General features: G+C 62.5%; 23 protein-coding genes. 18 read left to right on the top strand and 5 right to left on the bottom strand.

What is annotated here, in order from left to right:
* The first annotated feature begins 62 nt into the window (after positions 1–62).
* From LRP30_RS13605 to LRP30_RS13685, 17 genes are all read left to right on the top strand, one after another.
* Positions 63–2,408, top strand: coding sequence for a hypothetical protein (locus LRP30_RS13605; RefSeq protein WP_249760647.1), 2,346 nt, complete (start codon positions 63–65; stop codon positions 2,406–2,408).
* Positions 2,405–2,887, top strand: coding sequence for a DNA circularization N-terminal domain-containing protein (locus tag LRP30_RS13610; RefSeq protein WP_249760648.1), 483 nt, complete (start codon positions 2,405–2,407; stop codon positions 2,885–2,887). The genes LRP30_RS13605 and LRP30_RS13610 overlap by 4 nt, the downstream gene beginning before the upstream one ends.
* Before the next feature lie 107 nt (positions 2,888–2,994).
* On the top strand, positions 2,995–3,555 hold the full coding sequence (locus LRP30_RS13615) for a hypothetical protein (RefSeq protein WP_249760649.1): 561 nt from the start codon (positions 2,995–2,997) through the stop codon (positions 3,553–3,555).
* Positions 3,552–4,631, top strand: a complete 1,080-nt coding sequence (locus tag LRP30_RS13620; protein WP_249760650.1) for a phage baseplate assembly protein — start codon at positions 3,552–3,554, stop codon at positions 4,629–4,631. The genes LRP30_RS13615 and LRP30_RS13620 overlap by 4 nt, the downstream gene beginning before the upstream one ends.
* 26 nt (positions 4,632–4,657) lie before the next feature.
* On the top strand, positions 4,658–5,488 hold the full coding sequence (locus LRP30_RS13625; protein WP_249760651.1) for a phage baseplate assembly protein: 831 nt from the start codon (positions 4,658–4,660) through the stop codon (positions 5,486–5,488).
* The gene (locus tag LRP30_RS13630; RefSeq protein ID WP_249760652.1) at positions 5,485–5,988 is read left to right on the top strand and encodes a phage GP46 family protein; all 504 of its coding nucleotides are present in this window, start codon (positions 5,485–5,487) and stop codon (positions 5,986–5,988) included. Before LRP30_RS13625 ends, LRP30_RS13630 begins: the two co-directional genes overlap by 4 nt.
* Entirely contained in the window at positions 5,988–7,061 is a 1,074-nt protein-coding gene (locus LRP30_RS13635; protein WP_249760653.1) for a baseplate J/gp47 family protein, read from the top strand. Before LRP30_RS13630 ends, LRP30_RS13635 begins: the two co-directional genes overlap by 1 nt.
* Positions 7,054–7,821, top strand: coding sequence for a putative phage tail protein (locus tag LRP30_RS13640; protein WP_249760654.1), 768 nt, complete (start codon positions 7,054–7,056; stop codon positions 7,819–7,821). The genes LRP30_RS13635 and LRP30_RS13640 overlap by 8 nt, the downstream gene beginning before the upstream one ends.
* Positions 7,822–7,833: 12 nt before the next feature.
* Positions 7,834–9,147, top strand: a complete 1,314-nt coding sequence (locus LRP30_RS13645; RefSeq protein WP_249760655.1) for a hypothetical protein — start codon at positions 7,834–7,836, stop codon at positions 9,145–9,147.
* On the top strand, positions 9,144–9,680 hold the full coding sequence (locus LRP30_RS13650) for a DUF4376 domain-containing protein (protein ID WP_249760656.1): 537 nt from the start codon (positions 9,144–9,146) through the stop codon (positions 9,678–9,680). The genes LRP30_RS13645 and LRP30_RS13650 overlap by 4 nt, the downstream gene beginning before the upstream one ends.
* A gap of 12 nt (positions 9,681–9,692) precedes the next feature.
* The gene (locus tag LRP30_RS13655; RefSeq protein WP_249760657.1) at positions 9,693–10,028 is read left to right on the top strand and encodes a phage baseplate upper protein; all 336 of its coding nucleotides are present in this window, start codon (positions 9,693–9,695) and stop codon (positions 10,026–10,028) included.
* Positions 10,025–11,419, top strand: a complete 1,395-nt coding sequence (locus tag LRP30_RS13660; RefSeq protein WP_249760658.1) for a hypothetical protein — start codon at positions 10,025–10,027, stop codon at positions 11,417–11,419. The genes LRP30_RS13655 and LRP30_RS13660 overlap by 4 nt, the downstream gene beginning before the upstream one ends.
* A gap of 3 nt (positions 11,420–11,422) precedes the next feature.
* On the top strand, positions 11,423–11,920 hold the full coding sequence (locus LRP30_RS13665) for an XkdW family protein (RefSeq protein WP_249760659.1): 498 nt from the start codon (positions 11,423–11,425) through the stop codon (positions 11,918–11,920).
* Positions 11,917–12,228: a hypothetical protein gene (locus tag LRP30_RS13670; protein WP_249760660.1), complete on the top strand. Its 312-nt coding sequence runs from the start codon at positions 11,917–11,919 to the stop codon at positions 12,226–12,228. The genes LRP30_RS13665 and LRP30_RS13670 overlap by 4 nt, the downstream gene beginning before the upstream one ends.
* Positions 12,225–13,112: a hypothetical protein gene (locus LRP30_RS13675; RefSeq protein WP_249760661.1), complete on the top strand. Its 888-nt coding sequence runs from the start codon at positions 12,225–12,227 to the stop codon at positions 13,110–13,112. Before LRP30_RS13670 ends, LRP30_RS13675 begins: the two co-directional genes overlap by 4 nt.
* Positions 13,113–13,121: 9 nt before the next feature.
* Complete coding sequence (locus LRP30_RS13680) at positions 13,122–13,442, top strand: hypothetical protein (protein WP_249760662.1); 321 nt, start codon at positions 13,122–13,124, stop codon at positions 13,440–13,442.
* 2 nt (positions 13,443–13,444) lie between these two features.
* Positions 13,445–13,939 (top strand): hypothetical protein, encoded by a 495-nt coding sequence (locus tag LRP30_RS13685; RefSeq protein ID WP_249760663.1) that lies wholly within the window; start codon positions 13,445–13,447, stop codon positions 13,937–13,939.
* On the opposite strand, the gene LRP30_RS13690 is transcribed toward LRP30_RS13685, so the two are convergent.
* Together LRP30_RS13690 and LRP30_RS13695 are read right to left on the bottom strand one after the other, a co-directional pair.
* Positions 13,908–14,315 carry a response regulator gene (locus tag LRP30_RS13690; RefSeq protein WP_249760664.1) on the bottom strand — a complete coding sequence of 136 codons (408 nt, stop codon included), beginning with the start codon at positions 14,313–14,315 and terminating at the stop codon, positions 13,908–13,910. The genes LRP30_RS13685 and LRP30_RS13690 overlap by 32 nt on opposite strands.
* Before the next feature lie 575 nt (positions 14,316–14,890).
* The gene (locus LRP30_RS13695) at positions 14,891–15,112 is read right to left on the bottom strand and encodes a hypothetical protein (RefSeq protein WP_249760665.1); all 222 of its coding nucleotides are present in this window, start codon (positions 15,110–15,112) and stop codon (positions 14,891–14,893) included.
* A 546-nt stretch (positions 15,113–15,658) separates the two neighbouring features.
* On the opposite strand from LRP30_RS13695, the gene LRP30_RS13700 reads away from it, so the two are divergent.
* Complete coding sequence (locus tag LRP30_RS13700) at positions 15,659–15,835, top strand: hypothetical protein (protein WP_249760666.1); 177 nt, start codon at positions 15,659–15,661, stop codon at positions 15,833–15,835.
* Between the two features lie 288 nt (positions 15,836–16,123).
* Here LRP30_RS13700 and LRP30_RS13705 read toward each other — a convergent pair whose 3' ends face one another.
* The 3 genes from LRP30_RS13705 to LRP30_RS13715 form a co-directional block, all read right to left on the bottom strand.
* The gene (locus tag LRP30_RS13705) at positions 16,124–16,969 is read right to left on the bottom strand and encodes a Ku protein (protein ID WP_249760667.1); all 846 of its coding nucleotides are present in this window, start codon (positions 16,967–16,969) and stop codon (positions 16,124–16,126) included.
* A 70-nt stretch (positions 16,970–17,039) separates the two neighbouring features.
* Positions 17,040–17,318: a hypothetical protein gene (locus tag LRP30_RS13710; RefSeq protein ID WP_249760668.1), complete on the bottom strand. Its 279-nt coding sequence runs from the start codon at positions 17,316–17,318 to the stop codon at positions 17,040–17,042.
* A 358-nt stretch (positions 17,319–17,676) separates the two neighbouring features.
* Entirely contained in the window at positions 17,677–21,102 is a 3,426-nt protein-coding gene (locus LRP30_RS13715; protein WP_249760669.1) for a type I restriction endonuclease subunit R, read from the bottom strand.
* Between the last annotated feature and the right edge of the window lie 7 nt (positions 21,103–21,109).

The following is a 21,109-nucleotide window of genomic DNA, read 5'->3' on the forward strand; positions in this document are numbered from 1 at the left end:
CACATGCATTGGACCGAGCGGCTGGCTGAGACAATGAGCGGCAAGCAAACGGAATAACCGCGATGGCCGAGGAAGATGTCTTACGGATGCGGGCGACCCTGCGCGACCAAGCGTCGCCAGGATTGGCCCAACTCCGCAAGCAACTCGCCACCGTCGGTCAAGGCGTCGACACGTCGAAGGTCCGGAAAGAATTCGGCGACCTTCAAAAGCATGTCACGCAACTCACCGGCTCGCTGACCGGCACCAGCGGCCTGCTCAACGCCTTCGGGGCGTTCCGGGGCGCTGGCGGCGGCATCGTCGTCGGGCTCGCGGCGATCGGCGCGGCCTTCTACGGCATGGGCCGAGAACTGCAAGCGTTCGCCGACAAGACCGCCGACCTGAAATTCGCCGCCCGGGACATGGGCGTCTCGGTGCAGGAGTTGAAGGCGTTCCAGCGCGCCGCGCGCGAGGTTCGGATCGATCCATCCGCCGCGCTCTCGGCGATGCAGACGTTCACGAGGAACGCGGAGGATTTCCGGCTCCGGATCGGCGGCGTCCGCGAGGAACTGTACAAGCTCGGCGCGGGCGATGTCGTCGAGGCGATCGGGCGCGCGCAAACCCCGATGGATGCGCTGCGCCTCGCCTTTGAGCGCATGCAGCAAATCCAGCGCCGCGATCCGGCCGCTGCGCGCCGCTTTGCCGAGAGCATGTTCGGCACCGCCGCCGCCGCGCGGATGTCATGGCAGGAAATCCAGCGGCTCAACGAGCAATACGTTGCGACCGGCCGCTATAGCGCCGAAGCCATCGCGCAGAGCGAGGCGTTCCGGCAGCAGTGGGAAAAATTCGACGATACGCTGACGAAACTGAAAGAGCGCACGCTGACGCCGCTGTTCCCGGCATTCACACGCGGCCTCGAAGCCATCAATACCCTGCTCGATAAGACCAAGGCCGGCGTCGAGTGGATCGAGCAGCATCTTGGTAGCGGCGCCGAGCGCGCACCGAATTACAATCCGCGCGCTGGCGGGCAACAGCGCGGCCGCGAAGAACGGCTCAAATGGTGGCAGGAGTTCTGGAAAGGGCCGGGCGCCGCCCGCCTCGGCTCCCATCCGAACCTGCCGTCCAAGGAGAGTGACGACCTCAAGAAACAGTCCGGCGACTTGGCCGAGAACTTCAAGAAGATGAATTTCGAGCTATCGCGGCCCGGCGCGGGCGGCGGTGGCGGCGGTATCATCAAGGCGAGTTTCGGCGGCGGCGGATTTGCCGCGCGCGGTGGCGGTGATGGCTTTCGCGGGTTCGGCAGCGCCGAGTTTCCGAACCTCGGGCCGTTCGGTCCCGGCGGCGCCACTGGTGGCGGCGCGGTGCCGCGCAGCTTCAACAATCCGCAAGGTGGCGCCAGCCAGAGCGGCGCAAATCCGCTGACCGGGCCACAGAGCGATGCCGTGGCCGGGCCGCGTTCGGAAGGCGGCATGTATAACTGGTTCCAGCGGCACGGGCGCGACCGGCCGTTCGCTCGCAGCGAACTGCAAACGATCGAGACGCCGTTCGGAAAGGCGCTCGTCCATCCCGACGCAGCGGCAGACTTCTCCGGCTTCTATGGCGATCTCGGCAAAGCCGGCGCGCCGATCAAAGAACTCGGCTCATACAATCCGCGCCCGAAGCGCTGGGGCGGCGGGTGGTCATCGCATGCGATGGGTGCGGCGACCGACATCGACGATCAGCAATTCTTCTCGCCCGCGATGCAGGGGTGGTTGGCCGCCAATCCGGAGAAGTGGAAGGAGATCAAGGAGCGCTGGAATATCGGCCAGCCGCTCGCCGATGCCAGCGGGATACGTGGAAAGGACCCGGCACATCTCGAATGGCGCGGGCCGCACGGCAGCAAATTTGAGGACGGCGGCGGCAGTCGCTTTGGTGCGAACGGCACTCCGAACGCCGAGGGCACCGGCAAGTCGGTGAAAGGGTCATGGTTCGGTAGCGGCCCCGGCTGGCATGATCCGTCGGAGCCGGCGGGCAAGCTGACCGCATCGGGCAAGCCGCTCTCGGTGCCCGGGATCGCGCTGCCGTCGCGCAGCTCCCTCGGCCAGATGTTCGAGGTGATGACCCCGGACGGTCGCAAATTTACATTGCCGCAAACCGACCTCGGGCCGGCGGCGCGCACCGGGCGCGGGATCGACATCAACTCCGCTGCGGCGACGCAGATGGGATATTCGGCCAAGACCTTCCCGACGGATGCGCGGTTCTCGTATCGGCGCATCGACGAGGCTCTGGCGAAAGGCGCAGGAGGGGTCAAGGCCGAGGGCACCGTCAACGTCAATGTGCATGCGCCGGGCGGGACCAAGGTCGACGCGCAGAGCGACGGCCTTTTCCAGAGCACCCGCATCCAGCGCTATCGGCAGATGGGCGAGACCGGGCTTGATGGTGGCGCGCAATGACCGCGATCCGCGACATTCATAACCCGTGGCGCGATCGGTATCAGACCGCGACCTTTCGCGGCGCCATGTTCCATGTCGAGACCGATCACCGCCAAGGCGGGCGGCGGACGGTGGTGCACGAGTATCCGAAGCGGAATTTGCCCTATGCCGAGGACATGGGGCGGTCCGCCATTCGCTTCACGGTGCAAGGCTACCTGATCGGGCCGGATTATCTCTATCGCAAGGACGCGCTGATCACCGCGTTAGAGCAGGACGGCCCGGGCACGCTCCGCTTGCCGCTGCCGTATCAGGGACAGGACATGGAGGTGATGGTGGTTCAATACTCCATCACCGAAAGCCGCGAGCGCGGCGGCATGTGCGGCGTCGAGATGGATTTCGTCGAGTACGGCAAGCCGGGCTTTAGCGATGTCTCGATCGTGACGCAGGCGGCGGTGACGAATGCGGCGGCGGCGCTCGAACGCATGGTGCTCGGCACATGATTTGGGCGGATCAGGACGAGGTGGCCGCGATCATCCAGCGCATCGGGCCAGCGGTGCTGTCGACGGTCACGGCCGGCGCCGGATCATCTGGCTCCGAATTGCGCCGGGTGGTCGGCAAGCTGCTGGCAAGCGATAGCGCCATCACCGACAGCGCATCATTTGCCGCGCAGATGATCGATTGCCTTAACGAGGCCAGGGCGGCCGGCGCAACATGGGTCACGATGGCGCGGGTGCGGCTGCAAGCGCTATCCGAAAGCCCGCAAAGCCTCTCGGCCACGGTGCTGGTGCAGATGATCGTCCGGCTATCGCTCGCGCAGGAGGCGCGGCTCGTGACCGACCTCGAATTCAAGTCGCGCGATGATGTCGATAGTGTCGCGAAAACCATGGCGGCGGCATTCGACGCGGCGGCGGAAATCGCAAGCGATGATCTCCAAGCCGGCGCCTATATGGCGATCATCTCGCTACAGGCTTCGGTGACGAAATATCTGACCGATACCGGGCGGCAGTTGCCGCGCGTGGTCAATTACCACGTCGCGCAGACCTTGCCGGCGCTCGCGATGGCGCAGCGCTTCTATGCCGACGCATCGCGCGCCGACGACCTGCGCAACGAAAACAAGGTGGTCCACCCGGCATTCATGCCGCGCGATGGGCGGATGCTGGCGGTATGAACCCGAGGGAAATCGCGTTCCTGCGCATCAACGGGCAGGACTATTTCGATTGGACGGCGGTAACGGTCGAGGTGCGGATCACCGAGGCATTCCCGATATTCCAGTTCGATTGCACCGAGTTTGACGACATGGGCAAGGCCACCGGCATGTCCGAGGCGCAGATCATGAACAATCTGCGGATCAAGCCGGGCGATATCGTCGATGTCTTTCTCGCCGGCCAACTCGTGGTGCACGGTTACGTCACCGAGCGCCATGTGGGCTATGACGCGCGCAGCCATGGCGTTCGCATCGTCGGCGTCGGCAAAACCTTCGACCTCTCGACCGTCTCGGTCTGGTCGCAAGGCGGATCATACGACAATCAGTCTTGGTCGCAGATCGCGCGCGCTCTGATCGCGCCCGTCGGGGTCTCGCTCAAGACCATGGGCGCGATCGACGAAAAGCCATATGAGCAGGCGCACGTTCAACCCGGCGAGATCATCTGGTCGGCGTTAGAGCGATACGCGCGCCAGCGCAAAATCGTGATGGGATCGACCGAGAAGGGCGAATTGCTCGCGATCGGCGAGCACGCGGCAGTCGAAAGCGACAAGCTGATCGAGGGCGTCAACATCCTGCGCGCCAATGGCGTCATCGCGGACGATAACGTCTATAAGAAAATCTATTCGCTTGGTCAGCGCGCCTCGAACGATCAGACGTGGGGCGACCAGTCGAACAAGCTGGTCGGCCAGACGACCGGATCATCGACGCGGAATAGAACCCGCGTCACCTTGATGGACGTGTCCGATGATCAGCACGGCGCCCAGCGCAGCGCCGAGATGGAAAAGCTGTTCACCGAGGGCGGCCGGATCGAATTGAACATCACCGTGCAAGGGTGGCTGCGCGAGAGCGGCGAACTCTGGAAAGCCGGCGACAAATATTGGGTGCGCTCGCCGATGCTGCTCATGAACATGCTGCTCGGGTGCCGCAGCATCCTTTACGAGCAATCGGTCGGCGCCGGCACCACCGCGACGCTGACCATGGTTGATCCCTTCCACATGAACGGCCGGCCGGACTACTCCGGCTCGACGCCAACGGAATAGCAATGCATCGAAATTCGATCCGCGACATGGCATTCCGCACGGTCCATACGCTGGCCCGGGCGACGCTCAACAGCGCGAGCGACAATCCGATGATGCAGGAGATGCATCTGGATTTTTTCAACAACGATAGCCGCAAGAATATCGAGCGCGTGCAGAACTACGGCTTTACGTCGGTGCCGTTGCCGCGATCGAAGCAACAGGGATCGCAACAGCAGCAGAGCGGCGGATCGGGAGGCGAGACGCAGCCCGAGCAGCCGAAGGGCGAGGCAGCCGAGGCCTTGGTGCTCTATCAGGGCGGCCAGCGAAATCATCCGGTGATTGTCGGGATTGATGATCGTCGGCACCGGCCGCGCGGCTTGAAGCCCGGCGAGAACGCGCAATATGACGACATCGGCCAGATGACGCTGATGCGCCGCAAGGGCCTTTTCCTGCTCACGCTCGACGGCAAGGACGACGACGGTAACGATGTCGAGCGCATGGCGTCGCTGCGACACGTCGAAAAGGACAAGCAACCGCGCCCGCAGAAGCAAGGCGCCAGCCAGGCCGGCGGCCAATCGCGAACGCAGCAGCAGGACGAGGATTTCCCGCACGAGGGCAAGTCGGTCAATACCGAGGTGCGCTGCACCAAAAACCGGATCGAGTTTCGCGTCGGAGATACTGTCGTCGGCTACTACGACAAAGGGAATAGCCGGTGGGTTTTCATCGGCGAGGTCAAGCTCGGTAGCGAGGACGCCGACAACCCGGTCTATGGCGTCAACGGCGGCGTCGGCATGACGACGAAAGACAGCGGCAGCGGCGCGGTGCTCGTCAAGGCGCCGCAACCCGGGCCGCCGAACTCTCTCGACACCGAGCCATGACCGACATTCGCTATCTGCAACAGGCGGATTTCCCGCGCTATGCGGTGCAACTCGACTGGTTGCTGACCGATCAGAATGTGCTCGACGAGACGTTCGCGCTGCAATCGGCGGTGATCATCGCGCTCGGGACCGACGCGCTCGCGGGCGCGACCGATCCACTGCCGGGCCTCGATGATACCGATCGCGGCGGCTGGTGGGGTGACCTCGACGCGCAGGAGATTTGGGACGGCTGGCCGGTCGGCTCAAAGCTTTGGCTGCTGCGGCGAGCGAAAATCTCATCTCCGCTCGCGGCTGATGGCGGCACCGCGTTCCGCGCCAATAGCTACGCGCGCGCCGCGATGCAGCCGTTTATCGACAAGCTCATCGCATCATCCGTCGATGTCGGCGCCGAGCGCACGGATACCAGCCGCATCGATGTCTCGGTGGTCTTGAAGCGCGGGCCCGATCCGGCGGTGGCGCTGCGATATGCCGAGCTTTGGGAAGAATTAGGATTTGCCTGATGCCGTGGTCCACGCCGACGCTCAAAGACGTGCGGAAACTGACGCGCGACTATGTGCTCTCGCAATTGGGCGCAAGGACGCTGATCCCGAATTCGGCGCTGCGAATCATGAGCGACGCCAAGGCCGGCCTCGCGCATTTGGTGTTGCTCTATATCGATTGGCTCGCCAAGCAATTGCTGCCCGATACCGCCGAGCAGGAATGGCTCGATCGGCACGGCAATATCTGGCTCCGGAACGCCGACGGATCGAGGGGCCGCAAGGCGGCAAAATTCGCGGCGGGATCGCTGACCTTTACCGGCGCCTCGGGCACCGTCCTCCCGGCATTCTCGGTGCTGCGCGGCAGTAACGGCATCGACTACCAGACGACCGAGGGCGGCGAAATCGGCGGCGACGGCACCGGCTCGGCGCCCGCCGAGGCTCTGACCGCCGGCATCGCCGGCAATCTGCCCGAGGATGACGTTCTCTCGTTCGTCGAGATCATCGCGGGCGTGGACGGGCAAGCGACCGTCGTGGTGATGGACGGCGGGGTCGACGAGGAGAGCGACGACCAGTTGCGCGAGCGCGTCCTTGAGCGCATCCAAAAGCCGCCGATGGGCGGTGATGTTGATGACTATGTGACGTGGGCGAAGGGCGTCGCCGGGGTTACGCGCGCATGGGCGAGCGATGACATGGGCCCGGGCACGGTCATCGTCTGGTTCATGATGGATGATCTCCGCGCGGACAATCGTGGCATCCCGACCGCCGATGATGTCGCGAACGTCCGCGCCTATCTCGATACGATGCGGCCGGTGGCGGTCAAAGACCTGTTTGTCGAGGCGCCGGTCCCGCTGTTCTACGACCTGACAATCGCGAACCTTTCGACCGATACGCCAACCGTTCGGGGCAAGATCGAGGACGCGATCAAGACCATGGAATTGAAGCGCTCGCGGCCAGGGCAAACCATGTACCGCTCGTGGGTCGACGAGGCGATCTCGGGCGCCGTCGGCGAGGATCATCACGAGTTGACGTTTACGACCACCGCCATGCCCGAGCCCGGCAATATGCCGTTCGTCGGGACAATCCTGTATGCCTGACAAGCACGTTACGCGATCCGGCGACGACTACGCCGAGGCATTCGCCGCGCTATTGCCGAAGGGCCAAGCGTGGCCGCGCGACGACGATAGCGTGCTGATGCGGGTGGTCCGGGGCCTCTCGCAGATTTGGGGCCTGATCGAGACCCGCGCGTCGCATCTGCTCGAAAGCGAGAGCGACCCGAGGACCACGATCGAGTTGCTGCCCGATTGGGAGCGCAATTGGGGCCTGCCCGATCCCTGTTATGACGAGCCGCTCACGATCGGCGACCGCCAGATCGCGCTCGTGCAGCGGATGACAATCGAGGGCGCGCAGTCCCGCGCGTTCTTCATCGGCATCGCGGCGCAGATCGGCTACGTGATCTCGATCAGCGAATATCGGCCGTTCATGTGCGGCCTCGATCGCTGCGGCGATAACCGCATCTATGGCGACGCCAGCGGCACGCAACGCGATTGGTTCGGTTATCCGCTGCTCAATCCGCGCGGCCTGCCGGTCGCCGACGGCGAATTGTCCGATTGGCCGAACTACGGCTTGGGGCCGGTCGAAAACCGCTACTATTGGAAGGTGCATGTCGCGCAGGCGCGCTTGACGTGGTTTCGCTGCGGCGGTGGTGGCGGACAGTGCGGCGTCGACCCTCATCTGCGGATCGCGCTTGCCACCGATCTCGAATGTCTCTTGCGCCGCTGGGAGCCCGCGCACACGCAAATCATCTTCGATTACTCCGGGTTGACCACGGGCGGCAGCATGGCTGGCACACCGTAAGGAGGACCTTTCGTGAAGTACCATCAACCTTATGGCGTGACCGATCCGAATGCAGGTTACGTCAACGGTGATCCGTCGGTCGGTCGGTTCGGCTCGATCCCGCCGGCCGAGGCGATCGAGTACACGCAACGCGAGATCGCGAACCTGATCGGCGATGTCGCGTTCACGCCGACTGATGCCGACATGCATCAACTGGCAAAGGCGATCCAGTCGTCGCGGCTGAATTACTCGACCGATTTCGGCACCTCGAATGCCTATGTCGCGCATCTGACGCCGACGCCGGACGACTATTACACCGGCATGGAAGTCCGGTTGAAGATCGGCAACAGCAATGCCGGCGATAGTACGCTTGCCTGCTACCCGCTCGCGCCAAAGCACATCGTGCGGCCCGACGGCACCAATCTGCAAATCTATGATCTCGTCGTCGGGCAAATCGCGCGGTTCATCTATGACGGCGTGCAATGGGTGCTCGCCACCGTCAACGCGGGCGGTTCGGGCGGCCCGATCTATCTGACCGCGCCGCGCACGTACTACGTCAACGTGGCGACCGGCAACGATGCCTATGATGGATTGAGCGCGACGGTCATCAACGCGACCAATGGACCGTTCCGCACGTTGCAGCGCGCGGCGAGCGCGATCGAGAAATTCAATCTCAACGGCTACAACGTCGATGTCTACGTCGCCGATGGCGGCTATGATCGCGTGAGCCTGCCCGCCGTCTCCGGCGCCGGCCACGTCTATTGGCACGGCAACACCGCCAATCCGACCAATTGTACGATCTCAGGCGTCGATACCGACGCGGCGATCGGCGTCGGCGGGCAGGCCAATCAGATGGACGGCTTTAGCGTCGGCTGCTCGGGTAACGGCGCGCTGCACGAATTGAACGGCGTCTATGCCGGCGCGGGCGCGACCGTCATCTTGACGAATTTCGAGTGGCGCGCGTGCGGCGGCGCGCAGAACCGTTGCGTCAATGGCGGTCAAATCCGTTTCAGCGGCGGCGTCTGGCGCATCACGGGTGGCTCGTCCGGCAATGGCTTTTCGCCCGGGTGCTTTGTTACTTGCGAGCAGGCGGGCAAGTTTGACGTTGGGCCCGTCTCGGCGCCGCCCGCACTCACGATCACCGGCACGCCGGCTTATGGCACATCGTTCCTGCGCTCGTTCGACGTTGGAATCATCGATTTCATCTATTCGTCGTTGAGCGGCGGCGCGACCGGCCAGCGCTACTACGCCGCGACCAACGGCGTGATCAACACAAGCGGCGGCGGCGCGTCCTACGTGCCGGGCAATGTGGCCGGATTTCAGGGTTCGGGAGGTCAATACATATGATCTTCAATCCTTACGACTGGTACTGGAAAGCCGACGACGGCCGGCTGTTCTCGTCGCGGCTGCAAGCGCTGATCGACGAGAGTGACGCCGATTTTCAGGAATGGCGCAACCAAGCATTCCCGACGGTCTGGCCGCGGGACGCGCAGGGCAATCAAACCACCGCCTCGCTCCAAGAGGTTCTATTTCCCTACAACCTGTTCGCTGATCTCGTTTCCTACGCCGCGAACAAGCGATGGATGAAGGAAACCGGCGGGATCACCTTCAACGGCGCGCCGGTCGCGACCGACGATCGATCAAAGCAGATGATCATGGGCGCGCGGATCGCGGCGGCGGCCGATGCGAATTTCTCCACGCCTTGGGTGATGAACGATGGCCCGATCATCGAACTCAACGCGCAGGCGATCATCGCGCTCTCGGATGCCGTGCTGGCGCACGTCCAAACGTGCTTCGCCCAATTTGCACAGGTGCAAGAGGGCGCCGCGGCCGGCACCGTCAAGACGATGAAAGATGTGGACGTAATCTTTGCCGGGTGAGCGATGCCAACTGTGAACATCTCGACGGAGAGCGACGCGGATTTCCGGCGCGGCTTCGTCTATCGGATGACCAACGGCACGCCGATCGATTTGACCGGCGACACTATGCGGATGGGCATTCGCCGACACGCGACGGATGCGACGGAGCAACTTCTGCTGACGACCGAGAACGGCGGCATCGAGATCGTCGATGCAGTGAACGGCAAATTCAACGTCACCATCGAATATGACGCGCTGCGGCGCCTCGCGCCGGGCGACTACGTTCATTCGCTGATCCGCATCCACGCGGGTGAGCGATTGCGGATTTGGTCCGGGACGTTGACGCACGCCGCAGGAGCGAGCCGGTGAGTTGGGATATTGTAGTCGTCGCTGATCCGACGACGGACGTTGGCGTGATCGGCGACGCCGAAGCCGAAGTGATCGAGGTGCCCGAGCAGGGCCCGCCGGGCGCGAAAGGCGACAAAGGCGACAAGGGCAGTACTCTTCTCTCGGGCTTCGGCCCGCCGTCTGGCGTCGTCGGCCTCGATGGCGATTATTATTTCGATAGGACCGCGCGCGATCTTCGCGGCCCGAAGGATGGCACATGGCCGGCGTCCGTCTCGCTGGTCGGGGACACCGGGCCGCAAGGCACGCGTGGCAGCCTGTTCTATACGGGCGGCGGCGCGCCAGGCACGATCAGCGGGCAAGCGGACGGCGACGATTATCTCGATACGACGACCGGCGATGTCTATACGCGCGCGGCCGGATCGTGGGGCGCCCCGGTCGGCAACATTCGCGGCGCGAAATGGTACACCGGCAGCGGCGCGCCGTCGGACGTACCTGATCCGCGTTCGAAGGATCAATGGCTCGATACATCGACGGGCGATGTCTATCAGTATGGCGGCAGCGTTTGGGCGCTCGTCGGCAACATTCGCGGCCCGCAAGGCATCCAGGGAATCCAAGGCATTCAGGGTATTCAAGGCGTGCGCGGCGCGCTTTGGTACACCGGCAGCGGCGCGCCCGGCACCATCGCGGGCCAAGCGGCGAACGACGAATATCTCAACACCGCGAACGGCGATGTCTACCAGTATTCCGGCAGCGCGTGGAGCGTCGTCGGCAACATCAAAGGGCTGCAAGGCAACACCGGCAACACCGGCACGCGCGGATCGCAATGGTACTACGGCAGCGGTGCACCGGGCACGATCTCGGGGCAGTTGAACGGTGATCTCTATCTCAACACCGCGAATGATAACCTCTATCAACTCGTCTCGGGCACTTGGACGCTGATCGCGAACATTCGCGGCTTCAACAGCGTCGCGCACGTTCCCGGCACCACGACGAACGACGCCGCAGCGTCGGGCGAGATGGGCGAGAGCGGCTTCAACACGAGTTCGACAAGCGTGTCGGGGTCGGGGGTCGCAACGCTGATCGGCACGGTCCTCTTGCCGTCTGCGGGTGATTACGAGATCAGCGCCAGCCTCGTTTGGAGCGGCGGCGGCGCGACGGCATCGACGGATTACTTCGCCATTCTGAGCACGAACCCGACGCCGAGCATCACGCAAGCAAACTGCATCGCGGGATCGCAGGTGCAGCACCTTCGCATGCCATCGGCGAACGACTATTCGCTCTGCATGAATTGGGCAGGCGTGCGCTTGGCCGCATCTGCGAGCGCGACGGTCTACTGTCATGGGCAAGTGGCGTATTCCAGCGCGCCCGTCCCGGCCGGTTCGGTCCAAATCAAATATCGGCGGAGCCGTTGAGCCATGGCATTCAATCAGCAATTTACCGTCCTCGCGATCGAGCACCTAACTGGTCTCAAGAACATGACCGATTTCGAGGTCGCCGATCGTGGCAACGGCATTCCCGTCATCACCGCTTGGCATTCGACGACGGTGCAGCCGACGCAAGCGCAGATCGAGGCGGTTGATACCGATGCGCTGCTCAATCCGCCGGTCTCAAAGCCGCCGCGCGTCGTCGCCGCCGCACTCAATATCGGGATCGCCGACGGCAACATCACATCGCTCGATGGCGCATTCAACATCGCGGGCGCGATCTATTTCGACGTCGGCCAATACATGTTGCTGTTCATCGAGCCGCAGCCCGACAACAACTATTTCGCGCTGATCACTGGCGACGCGCCGGTCAAGCGCGTGAGCGACGCGCAAGTCGATAGCTTTACGATCGAGTGCAAAGACGCCGTGAGCGGCAACGGGATCGATCCGGCCAACCTCTCGGTGCAAGTCATGAGGATCGATCAATGACGGAGAAAACCATGGGTCGGCTTGTTTGCTATGTGAAAAACTCGACGGGCGAGGACGTGTTGAAAGTCGTCACCACGGCGCAAGGCACCGCGCCCTATCTTGTGCGGACCACTCCAGGCATTGGGAAACCCTATTGGTATTGGAACACAATCCCCGACGGGACGGTCATCGGTGCCGACTTCACGGGCGCGCCGCTCGCGACGAGCGATGTGCAGCAGAACGCGGCGAATATCGCGGCAATCACCGCGCAGCCGCAGGATGTGCTGATCTACGACCCGCCGCTCGGCACCACGGCGACGACGACATGATCATCTCGCAAAAAGCGGTCGACCTGATCGTCCGCGAGGAAGTGTCGAGCGAGGCATACTATCGCCGGCACTACACGCACCCGGAATGGCCCGGCGGTGCGAGCGGCGTCACCGTCGGCATCGGCTATGATCTCGGCTATCAGTCGGTCGCGAAGATCAGGGCCGATTGGGTCGACCGCGTCGATCCGCTGGTGCTCGCCGCGATGGTTGAGTGCGCTGGCATCAAGGGCAGTTCTGCGAAGGGCCTTGCAGCCCGCATGGGCAATCGCATCACGGTCCCATGGGAGGCGGCGATGGCGGTTTTCACGAACCGCGACATCCCGCAATGGATCGGGGCGACCGCGCATGCGCTGCCGAATTGCGCACTGCTTTCGCCTACGTGTCTCGGCGTGCTGGTCTCGCTGAATTACAATCGGGGTACCGGCGGCTACACTGCCGACGGCGACCGCTACCGCGAGATGCGAGCGATCAAGGCCGCGATGGCGGCCAAGAATTTCAAAGCGATCCCGGCGCTGCTCGACGGCATGGCCCGTCTATGGACGAGCGGCATCGCCGGCCGGCGCCATCGCGAGGCGGACCTGTTCCGCGAAGGGCTGATCGAGCAAGTCCCGGCGCCGATCCCGCCGCTGCATCCGTCGGCCCCGGACGCCGATATCATCGCATCGTCGCGCCCGGATGCGCCCGCCAGGACGAAACCGCCTGCGACATCGAACGCGCAGAACACCACCACGAGCGCCATCGTCGTCGGCGGCGCCATCGCGGCCGTGCAGGCGCGCGCGCACGGGCTGGTCTCGATCGAGAGCGCGTTGCTGATCGGCGGCGCATTCATCGCCGCCGGCATCCTGACGTGGCTGCTTTGGTATCAAAACCGCAACCCGACTTGAGGCACGGCCATGATCGCGACATTGAAGGCGGGGCAGGTCAAATTCTGGAACTGGATGCGCAATAGCGGCACGATCGCATGGTCGCGGCTGCAAGTGCTGCTCGGTGCGCTGTTCGCGGTGCTCTCCGTGACGGATTTGTCGCCGCTGCCGATCTTCAAGGACCACCCGGATTGGCTGCTCTATTGGATGATCGTCAACGGCTTTATCTCGGAATACATTCGGCGGCGCGGCACCGAAGTGGTCCAGACGCAAGCCTATGTCCCCGATGTCGGCCACGTTGACGTGGTGAAGCTGGTCGACACGAACGTCGCGCCGCCGCCGAAAGGCTGATCATGCTGACCGCGATCTTCTCGCAATTCGGGATGTCGATCATCAATGGCGTGCTCGACAAGTTCCTCGATGCCTTCAAGGCATACGAGAACAAGCAAATCTCGATCGAGGAATTGAGGGCGCGGCTCTACGAGGCGATGCTCGGCGCGGTCAAGGAGATCGAGGTCGCGCACGCCGACGCGCTTGTGACAACCTATCAGGCGTTCATGGGCGCGCTGGCGCAATCGCCGCTGATGCAGCGTGTCTGGGCGACCGCCGTGCTCTCGCAGCTATTCGTGCTGGTCTATCACCAGTTTGGAATTCCGCTGATTGTGCTGATCGTCCGCGCCACCTATGAGCCGCGCTGGCAATATCCGTCGAGCGGGACGACGGTCGAGTGGGCCTATCTGCTACTCGGCGCGTTGATGGGCATGGGGCCGATGGTGTTGCGCGCCGGCCCCGGCGCCGGATCGCTCGCCGATCGGCTTAAGGCAATGGTTGGGGCGGGCCGAGCATAGAGCTGCCGACGTTCAAGAGTTGCGAAATGGCAGTGATAAGCTGCGCGGGCGCGAACGGCTTGTGCAGCAGGACGCTATTGGGCACGCCTTGCACGGCCCATTCGCCACCATGACCACCGCTCATGTATACGACAGGGAAGGCCGGATCGATCAGTCTGGCCTGTCGCGCGACTTCCCACCCCCCGATGTGGCCATCGAGTTTAATATCGATCACCAGTGCTCTGTAGTTGACCACGCCACTTTTCAGCAGGGTTATTGCCTGTTCACCGGAAGCAGCCGAAGTGAAGTCAAAGCCTGCATCCCTCAAGACTTCTTGAAGGATGTGCTGCAACTCCTCTTCGTCTTCGGCAATGAGGACTACAGGCAACTCGTTCATTCGCTTCCCCCGAGCGGCCTTCTCGGTGCAATGCGGAATTACGCGCGATGCGGGGTTCCGGTTCCCAAGAATTGAATTGTACTTTTGGCTGACGACTGCTGCTGCTGATTTTTGCTGAGTTGCTTGAAGCAAACTCCTAACCCGCTCTTCGGCGCTGGCTGGCTTCTGCCGTAGCCGTGGCCCCGCCTGCGGTATCGGCCGTAAACCGTGCGACCCGTCGAGGGCCACTCCAGACTTCTACCATCGGGTGCGCTTCGAGGAATTTCACAGCTCGAAGCTTAGCATCATCGTCGCAGCCGCACTCCAGCTCATAGGTCGCATGGGTGACGCCCCACAGATCGACTGCATATGCCACGTAACGCATGGGTCCTGCACACTAAGAGGACGTCGGCTGACCGATTAACGACTCGTGCGCGCCCTGTTTGTTCCTCCTGTTTCGAGTTTTCCTCCCCCAGCAGGACAGCGCGTCAAAGCTCGCGCTCCATCGCGGGGTGGCTGCGGTTCTTGACCCTTGATCCAGAACTTTTGCCTGCCGCCGCGGTATGGCCGATCGCGGTGCGGGGTGGCCGTTTCAGTCAGGATTCCGGTACATCCAGCGGGACGCTGCAAACGGCGGCACCCTCCTCGTCGATAACGAAGATTGCATACTTTTTGCTGATCAGTTGCGGTCTCGTTTCGCGCAGCGATCGAGCGAGCTTGATAGCTTCTGTCCGCGCCTCCGCCTCGCCCGGCAGGTCATGCACGCCGAAATCCGAGACCAACTGGGAATCGATGAGCTTGAAGGAAAAGAGAGGCATCGAATATTGCCTGGGTTCGTGCCAAGCGAAGCCCCCGCCAGCGTTAGGAAGACGGGGGCTCGCGGATGGTTGGTTCGAGGCTAGGGAAAACCTAGGTGTCGCACCAAGGACCCGCAGTTATCAGAACGCCATCATGACGCCTCGTGTACCGCGCAAATGTTGGGCAGGTCGCGCAAATAAGAGGCCGTTGCGCGAGAGCAGGCGCACACTCTTGTCCTCCCGGATGACCAGCATCCGGTAGCATCGTGTTTCACCTCACGAATCCAGTCCGGCCCGTCCGAGACCTGCTTGCCGGCGGTCGCCAGGCAGAGCTCGTATGCCATACGCATGGTGCGAAGATAAGTTTTCCCGCGGCGTTTACGAGTCAGGAACAAGTGGCAATCTAGCGAATTTCTTCCTTGCTCCGGCGTCCCCCAACGCCCCCCGAAACCGGAGCGCAGCCAACGGCCTCAGTTGTCGACCCCAGCTGGGGCCGCCCTTTTATGGCTACCATCTAAGAACCAAGTTTGGCCGCCTTCGTTAAGCCTGCATGCTGGAGACCACCAGATGCCGGACGATCGCCACGTGTACCGCCCCACGAACCTGAATGAGGAGAACAAGACCCGCCGGGAGCAAATACGGCAGCTCACGGAGCGTGCGCGCAAAGTCCTGGATCAGCCCATGCCGGACACCTTCCTGGGCCGCAAGACTCACGAACCGTTCCCGGAGGAGCCGAACGAGTAATGCCGCCTCAGTTGGTGGTCTTTTTCGGCGGGCGGATCGCCATCATGGTCCCCTCGCTACCGGCGCGTAGGATGACGCCTCGCTGGCCGCACGCCTTTTAGGAACGAGCGCATCCGCAGCGGGTTCTATGATCCGTCTTCGCGTGCGTGGAGTCCGACTAGGTCCCAGTTTGTCCCTCCTGACTGGGGCTTTGTTTTGCGTCCGATTTACAAATTCGAATGGACAAGGGATGGTTTTGCGGGATGAAACAGTGGGGGCCTGCGCCCGCCACGATCGCGCGCGGGCATGCTAGCCGGTCTTTCGCTTTTTCGCCGCCTTCTTTGCTGGCGCCTTGGCAGGCCGTGCCGCCGCCGCGCTCTTCTCGGAGGCGAGGCTTTGGCGTAGCGCGTCCATCAGATTGACGACATTACCGGGCGCGGCGCTTTTCACCTCGGCGATCGGCAGGCCCTTCTGCTTTTTGGCGAGCAGCTCAGCAAGCGCCGCTTCATAATGGTCCTCGAATTTCTCCGGCTCGAAATGGCCGCTCTTCTGCTCGACGATGTGCTTGGCAAGGTCGAGCATGTCCTTGGTGACCTTGACGTCCTGGATGTCATCAAAATATTCCGCCGCGTCGCGCACCTCATAGGGATAGCGCAGCAGCATACCGACGAGACCCTTGTCGCGGGCTTGCAGCGCAATGACGTGCTCGCGGTTGGTCAACACCACACGGGCAAGCGCGACCTTGTCCAGCGAGCGGATGGTCTCGCGGATCACGGCAAAGGCGTCATGACCGACCTTGCCGTCAGGGACGATGTAATAGGGACGGACGAGGTACAGGTCGTCGATCTCGCTGCGCGGTACGAACTCGTCGATCTCGATGGTGCGGGTGGATTCCAGGGCGATGTTCTCAATCTCGTCCTTGGTGACCTCGAGATAGCGGTCCTTATCGACCGGGTAGCCCTTGACGATGTCCTCGTTTAAGACTTCATCGCCGGTCTCGGCATCGACCTTGAAGTAACGAATTCGGTGCCCGGTCTTCTTGTTGATCTGGTTGAAGCTGATCTTTTCGGATTCCGAGGTCGCGGGAAATAGCGCGATCGGACACGTCACCAGCGACAGCCTCAAAAACCCCTTCCAATTCGCGCGCGGGGCCATGAACGCAAAACTCCACCTGATTAGGGTCAATATAGGCGGAGGCCGGGGAAAGTGGAGTCAAACCCGGCGTTTAGCCGCATTCAGGGCAGGTATCGCCGATGCCGCACATCGCTTCCTCCAGCGCGGCCAGGCAGGCCTCCGGGGTGGCGCCAGGGAAGGGGGTCCTCCAAGCTTCCCCGCGCGCTCGGTTCCAGGCGTCGGGATCGGCGCGATCGACGCTATAGCCATGGCGCTGGCACGCCCGCACCACCTCTTGCTCGATCAACGTGCCGAGCGCCCAGCCTTGCAACGTGCGATAGGCGGGGCGGGCGGCTTGTAAGGGCAACTTGCGCTGCGGGATGGTCGACATGGTTCGCGGCTCGAATCAACTACACCGCTCAACTATACCATCGAGGTCAACCTCGCCGCGCGAGCAACCGAGTTATGCCCGCTGTTTGATCTGGAACAGGCCCCGAACTTTCGGACCGAATGGCTAGTTGGTCCATCTTAGGCGGCCGAGAATCCCGCGGGATGTCCGCGCCTCGCTTCCCACATTTCTGGCAGACAAAGCGGTACTCGAGGCTTGCAGAACAGTTTCAATTTTACCGAGTTGGATGGCGGCGCGCCCTCAACCGCTCCTGAGGGCGTGGACGCAGCCAAGTCACAAGCTGAGCTTCAGACCTGCGGCCCGGCCAATCTGGAAGCGGGTAATGGGGATAACCTAGCAGTCAGGCGGCCCTCGCAAATTGCCCATTTAGGGCCTGCTGAAATATATGCCCGTAGACGGTTGCGGCAATGACCTCCTTCTCTCCGGCTGTGAAGGGAGGGCTAGGCAGCTGCGCGAAGATTGTATCAAGAATGAAAACCTCGACTTCGGCCTTGGTCTGCTCTTTCTCCCAGAAGCGATCGAGTTCCGCCAGCCGGGCCTTGATCGAGGCAAGCAACTCGCGGCTGGCCTGCTTCACCCGCTCGCGGGACGTCCTGTCGAGGCCCTCCTTCTGAAGCAGATCGAACAAGGCCAACTCATCCTCGCGCAGCCCCTCCCTGGTTGCGCGCATTTGCTCCTCGTCGAGACTGTTCACTAGTTCGACCAGCCGGCGGAAGGTCTCCTCGATTGTCGTGCGATCTTTCTCACGGTTGTAGTCGGCGACGATATCCTCGTATTTGCGCTGGTAATCCATCCGTGTTGGGTTGCTGGCCAGCATGGCAGCGAGCTTCTGCTCGACGATGTCCCGGATGTCCTGAATGGTTGTCGCCTTGCGACTGACCTTCTTCGCAAATTCCTCACGCAGTTTTTCCAGATTGATCTGGCTGAGATCGAACGTCAGCCCTTCGGCCTGGTCCTCTCCCGGGGCCTGTGTCTGGATCGCCTCGTTTATGATCCGGTGCAGTTCTTTGAGCAGGTCGGTCACATCCGCGGTGTCACGGCGTTCGGTCAGCTTCTTGTAAATCGCCTCGATATTGTCGTGCCGCTCGGCGTAGGCGAACGCCGTCGGCTCCATGAGCAGAGCTTTAAAGCGGATGAACACTTGCCGCGCCAGTATTTCGAACCGCCGCTTGGTATCGTCGCTTGAATAGACGGCATTCACCGCGTCGGCAAATCCTCGGATTCGCGCAAACCCCGTCGCCCCGATGAGCCAGCCTGGATCGAAGTCGAGGTTCCGCAGATGCGCCTCGGTCGCTCCGATGGCCTCGATAAGGGCCTGCACCCGCTCTTCGATCGGCGCGACGATGTCTTCGCCGCTTGCGCCGTCCTCACCCAGTGCGTACTGCGCCAATGCGGCGCGAAGGCTTGCCAGCATCCCGTTGTAATCGACGATCAGGCCGAAATCCTTGCCAGGATAGACCCGGTTCGCGCGTGCGATCGCCTGCATCAGGGTGTGCGCCTTCATCGGCTTGTCGATATAGAGGGTCGAGAGGGACTCCACGTCGAAGCCCGTCAGCCACATGGCACACACAACCGCGACGCGGAACGGATGCTCCGGCGTCTTGAAGGCGGTTTCGACATCGACGCGCCTGCTATCGTTCGTCTCGAAGCCCTGTTTCATCAGGGCTCGATGAGGAATGATGTCGAAGTCCCATTTCTTGAACTCGGCGACCTCGTTCTGCGCCTCGCTGATGATGATCTCGATGATGGTCTCAGTAATCCAGTCCGCCTGGCGCTTCAGTTTCGCTGCGTCTTCGAGCAGTACGGCGCGCGCTGCTTCGTCGGCAGTTTCCGCCGCCTTCGCCTGCTTTGCGTCGCCGGCAAGCCGCACCTGTGCCGCCTTCGCCTCCCAAAGCGGGATGATGCGCTGGTGCATGCGGGCGCAGGTGACCTTGTCGATGCAGACGTGCATCGATTTTCCTGACTCCCATCGGGTCGTGCAGTGCTCGACGAAATCCGCAGCGATCTTGTCGAGGCGCTCGTCGGCGGTGATGATCTCGTAATCCTTGCCGAGGAGCTTATCAAGCAGAGCCGCCTGGTCGGCATCGAGTTCGGCCTCCTCGATCTTCTCGGCGATGCGGCTGTTGAGATCGAGACGCGCCACGCCGAGCTTCTCGCCCCGGTTTTCATAAACGAGCTTGACGGTTGCACCGTCCTCCTCCGAGCGCTTGAAATCATACCGCGAGACATAGTCGCCGAAGATGCGCTTGGTGATTTCATCCTGCTTGAATAGCGGCGTCCCGGTGAAGCCGATGAACGCAGCATTTGGCAATGCGAGCCGCATGTTGCGCGCCAGACGCCCTGATTGCGTGCGGTGCGCCTCGTCGGAAATCACAATGATGTCGTCGCGCTCGCTGTAGGGGTGTTTGGGATCGACGTCTCTGTTGAACTTGTGAATCAGGCTGAAAATATATGGATGGTTTTCCTTCAAGAGGCGTTCGAGGTCCTCTCCCGTTGCGGCCCGCGGCGTCTCCTTGCCGGTGATGCCGCTGCCGGCGAACGTCTTGTAGATCTGGTCGTCGAGGTCGTGCCGGTCGGTCATCAGCAGGAACGTAAAATTGCCTTCCACTTTCCGCCGCACCTTCTCGGCGAAGAAGGCCATCGAATAGGACTTACCGCTGCCCTGCGTGTGCCAGAACACGCCGAGACGTCCGAGATCGGGATGCGCGCGCTCGATGATGCTCACCGGCCCTTCGGGGATGAAAGGCGACTGAGGGGCTTCCTCCATCCCGACCGGCGCCGGTAGGCGCCGCGGATCTCTGGCCGGTCGCTTCTCCAGGGGCAGTTCGATGACGCGATGCCGCAGCCGTTTCTCAGTCGGGAATTCGCGCTTCAATGCCTCCTGCCTCTCGACTGATGACACCGCAAGGTTGACGCCGAGAACCTGGTGGTTGCGCGCCACTATCTTGCGCGTCGCGCCCGGCTTGCTCTCATCAAAAAGGACATAGTTCTCGATGATGTCGAGCAGCCGGTCATGCGCCAGCATGCCATCAAGCAGCACCTCGGCCTCGACCTTGCCTTTGTCGGCCTCGTCGAGGCGCTTCCACTCGTAGAAGTGCTCCCATTCGCTGGTGATCGAGCCATAACGGGCTCGGTCGCCGTTGCTGACGATCAGGAAGGCGTTGTGATGGAAGGCGTGCGCGATGACGTTCTCATCCATGTAGTCGGAGAGATTTCCGTCGAATCCCGCACGGATGTTCTTGTACACCGCTTTTAGCTCGATGAAGACCAGCGGCAGGCCGTTCACGAAGCAAACGAGATCGGCGCGCCGGTTGTAGTTCGGCGTGCGCAGGCCGGTGAGTTTGAGTTCGCGCACGGCGAGGAACCGGTTCGAGCCGGGCTTGTTGTCGAAGTCAATCACCCGAGCGCGGGCGTTGCAGAGGTGACCCGCGGTGTCACGATACGAGACCGGCACGCCCTTGCGGATCAGACGATAGAAGTCGTGGTTATGCTGCACCATCGATCGGCTGAAATCGTGGACGGTCAGCGCCCGCATGGTCTCGTCGATGGCTGGGGGCGGCAGATCTGGATTGAGACGCTCCAATGCGACACGGAGGTCGCGGGTCAGCACCGCTTCGGTGGCATCTTTGCGTCCGAGCGTGCCGCCCGGCCCAAAGGTCTCGTCGTTCCAGGCATAGACGCTCTCCCAGCCGAGCGTGTCGCCGAGGTGCTCGGCAAATGTCGCTTGCACAAGCCGGTCCTCGCTGTTGATGGGAGTGAGCGCCATTATCAGC

Origin of the sequence: Bradyrhizobium sp. C-145 (genome assembly GCF_023375135.1) — a bacterium.
GTDB lineage: Bacteria > Pseudomonadota > Alphaproteobacteria > Rhizobiales > Xanthobacteraceae > Bradyrhizobium > Bradyrhizobium zhanjiangense.

What these genes read in the sequence shown, in the direction of transcription:
- LRP30_RS13715 (WP_249760669.1), bottom strand. Translation starts at nt 21,102, where the DNA reads ATGGCGCTCACTCCCATCAACAGCGAGGACCGGCTTGTGCAAGCGACA.
- LRP30_RS13650 (WP_249760656.1), top strand. Translation starts at nt 9,144, where the DNA reads ATGATCTTCAATCCTTACGACTGGTACTGGAAAGCCGACGACGGCCGG.
- LRP30_RS13630 (WP_249760652.1), top strand. Translation starts at nt 5,485, where the DNA reads ATGACCGACATTCGCTATCTGCAACAGGCGGATTTCCCGCGCTATGCG.
- LRP30_RS13605 (WP_249760647.1), top strand. Translation starts at nt 63, where the DNA reads ATGGCCGAGGAAGATGTCTTACGGATGCGGGCGACCCTGCGCGACCAA.
- LRP30_RS13695 (WP_249760665.1), bottom strand. Translation starts at nt 15,112, where the DNA reads ATGCCTCTCTTTTCCTTCAAGCTCATCGATTCCCAGTTGGTCTCGGAT.
- LRP30_RS13635 (WP_249760653.1), top strand. Translation starts at nt 5,988, where the DNA reads ATGCCGTGGTCCACGCCGACGCTCAAAGACGTGCGGAAACTGACGCGC.
- LRP30_RS13640 (WP_249760654.1), top strand. Translation starts at nt 7,054, where the DNA reads ATGCCTGACAAGCACGTTACGCGATCCGGCGACGACTACGCCGAGGCA.
- LRP30_RS13610 (WP_249760648.1), top strand. Translation starts at nt 2,405, where the DNA reads ATGACCGCGATCCGCGACATTCATAACCCGTGGCGCGATCGGTATCAG.
- LRP30_RS13700 (WP_249760666.1), top strand. Translation starts at nt 15,659, where the DNA reads ATGCCGGACGATCGCCACGTGTACCGCCCCACGAACCTGAATGAGGAG.
- LRP30_RS13625 (WP_249760651.1), top strand. Translation starts at nt 4,658, where the DNA reads ATGGCATTCCGCACGGTCCATACGCTGGCCCGGGCGACGCTCAACAGC.
- LRP30_RS13690 (WP_249760664.1), bottom strand. Translation starts at nt 14,315, where the DNA reads ATGAACGAGTTGCCTGTAGTCCTCATTGCCGAAGACGAAGAGGAGTTG.
- LRP30_RS13675 (WP_249760661.1), top strand. Translation starts at nt 12,225, where the DNA reads ATGATCATCTCGCAAAAAGCGGTCGACCTGATCGTCCGCGAGGAAGTG.
- LRP30_RS13685 (WP_249760663.1), top strand. Translation starts at nt 13,445, where the DNA reads ATGCTGACCGCGATCTTCTCGCAATTCGGGATGTCGATCATCAATGGC.
- LRP30_RS13620 (WP_249760650.1), top strand. Translation starts at nt 3,552, where the DNA reads ATGAACCCGAGGGAAATCGCGTTCCTGCGCATCAACGGGCAGGACTAT.
- LRP30_RS13705 (WP_249760667.1), bottom strand. Translation starts at nt 16,969, where the DNA reads ATGGCCCCGCGCGCGAATTGGAAGGGGTTTTTGAGGCTGTCGCTGGTG.
- LRP30_RS13680 (WP_249760662.1), top strand. Translation starts at nt 13,122, where the DNA reads ATGATCGCGACATTGAAGGCGGGGCAGGTCAAATTCTGGAACTGGATG.
- LRP30_RS13710 (WP_249760668.1), bottom strand. Translation starts at nt 17,318, where the DNA reads ATGTCGACCATCCCGCAGCGCAAGTTGCCCTTACAAGCCGCCCGCCCC.
- LRP30_RS13665 (WP_249760659.1), top strand. Translation starts at nt 11,423, where the DNA reads ATGGCATTCAATCAGCAATTTACCGTCCTCGCGATCGAGCACCTAACT.
- LRP30_RS13670 (WP_249760660.1), top strand. Translation starts at nt 11,917, where the DNA reads ATGACGGAGAAAACCATGGGTCGGCTTGTTTGCTATGTGAAAAACTCG.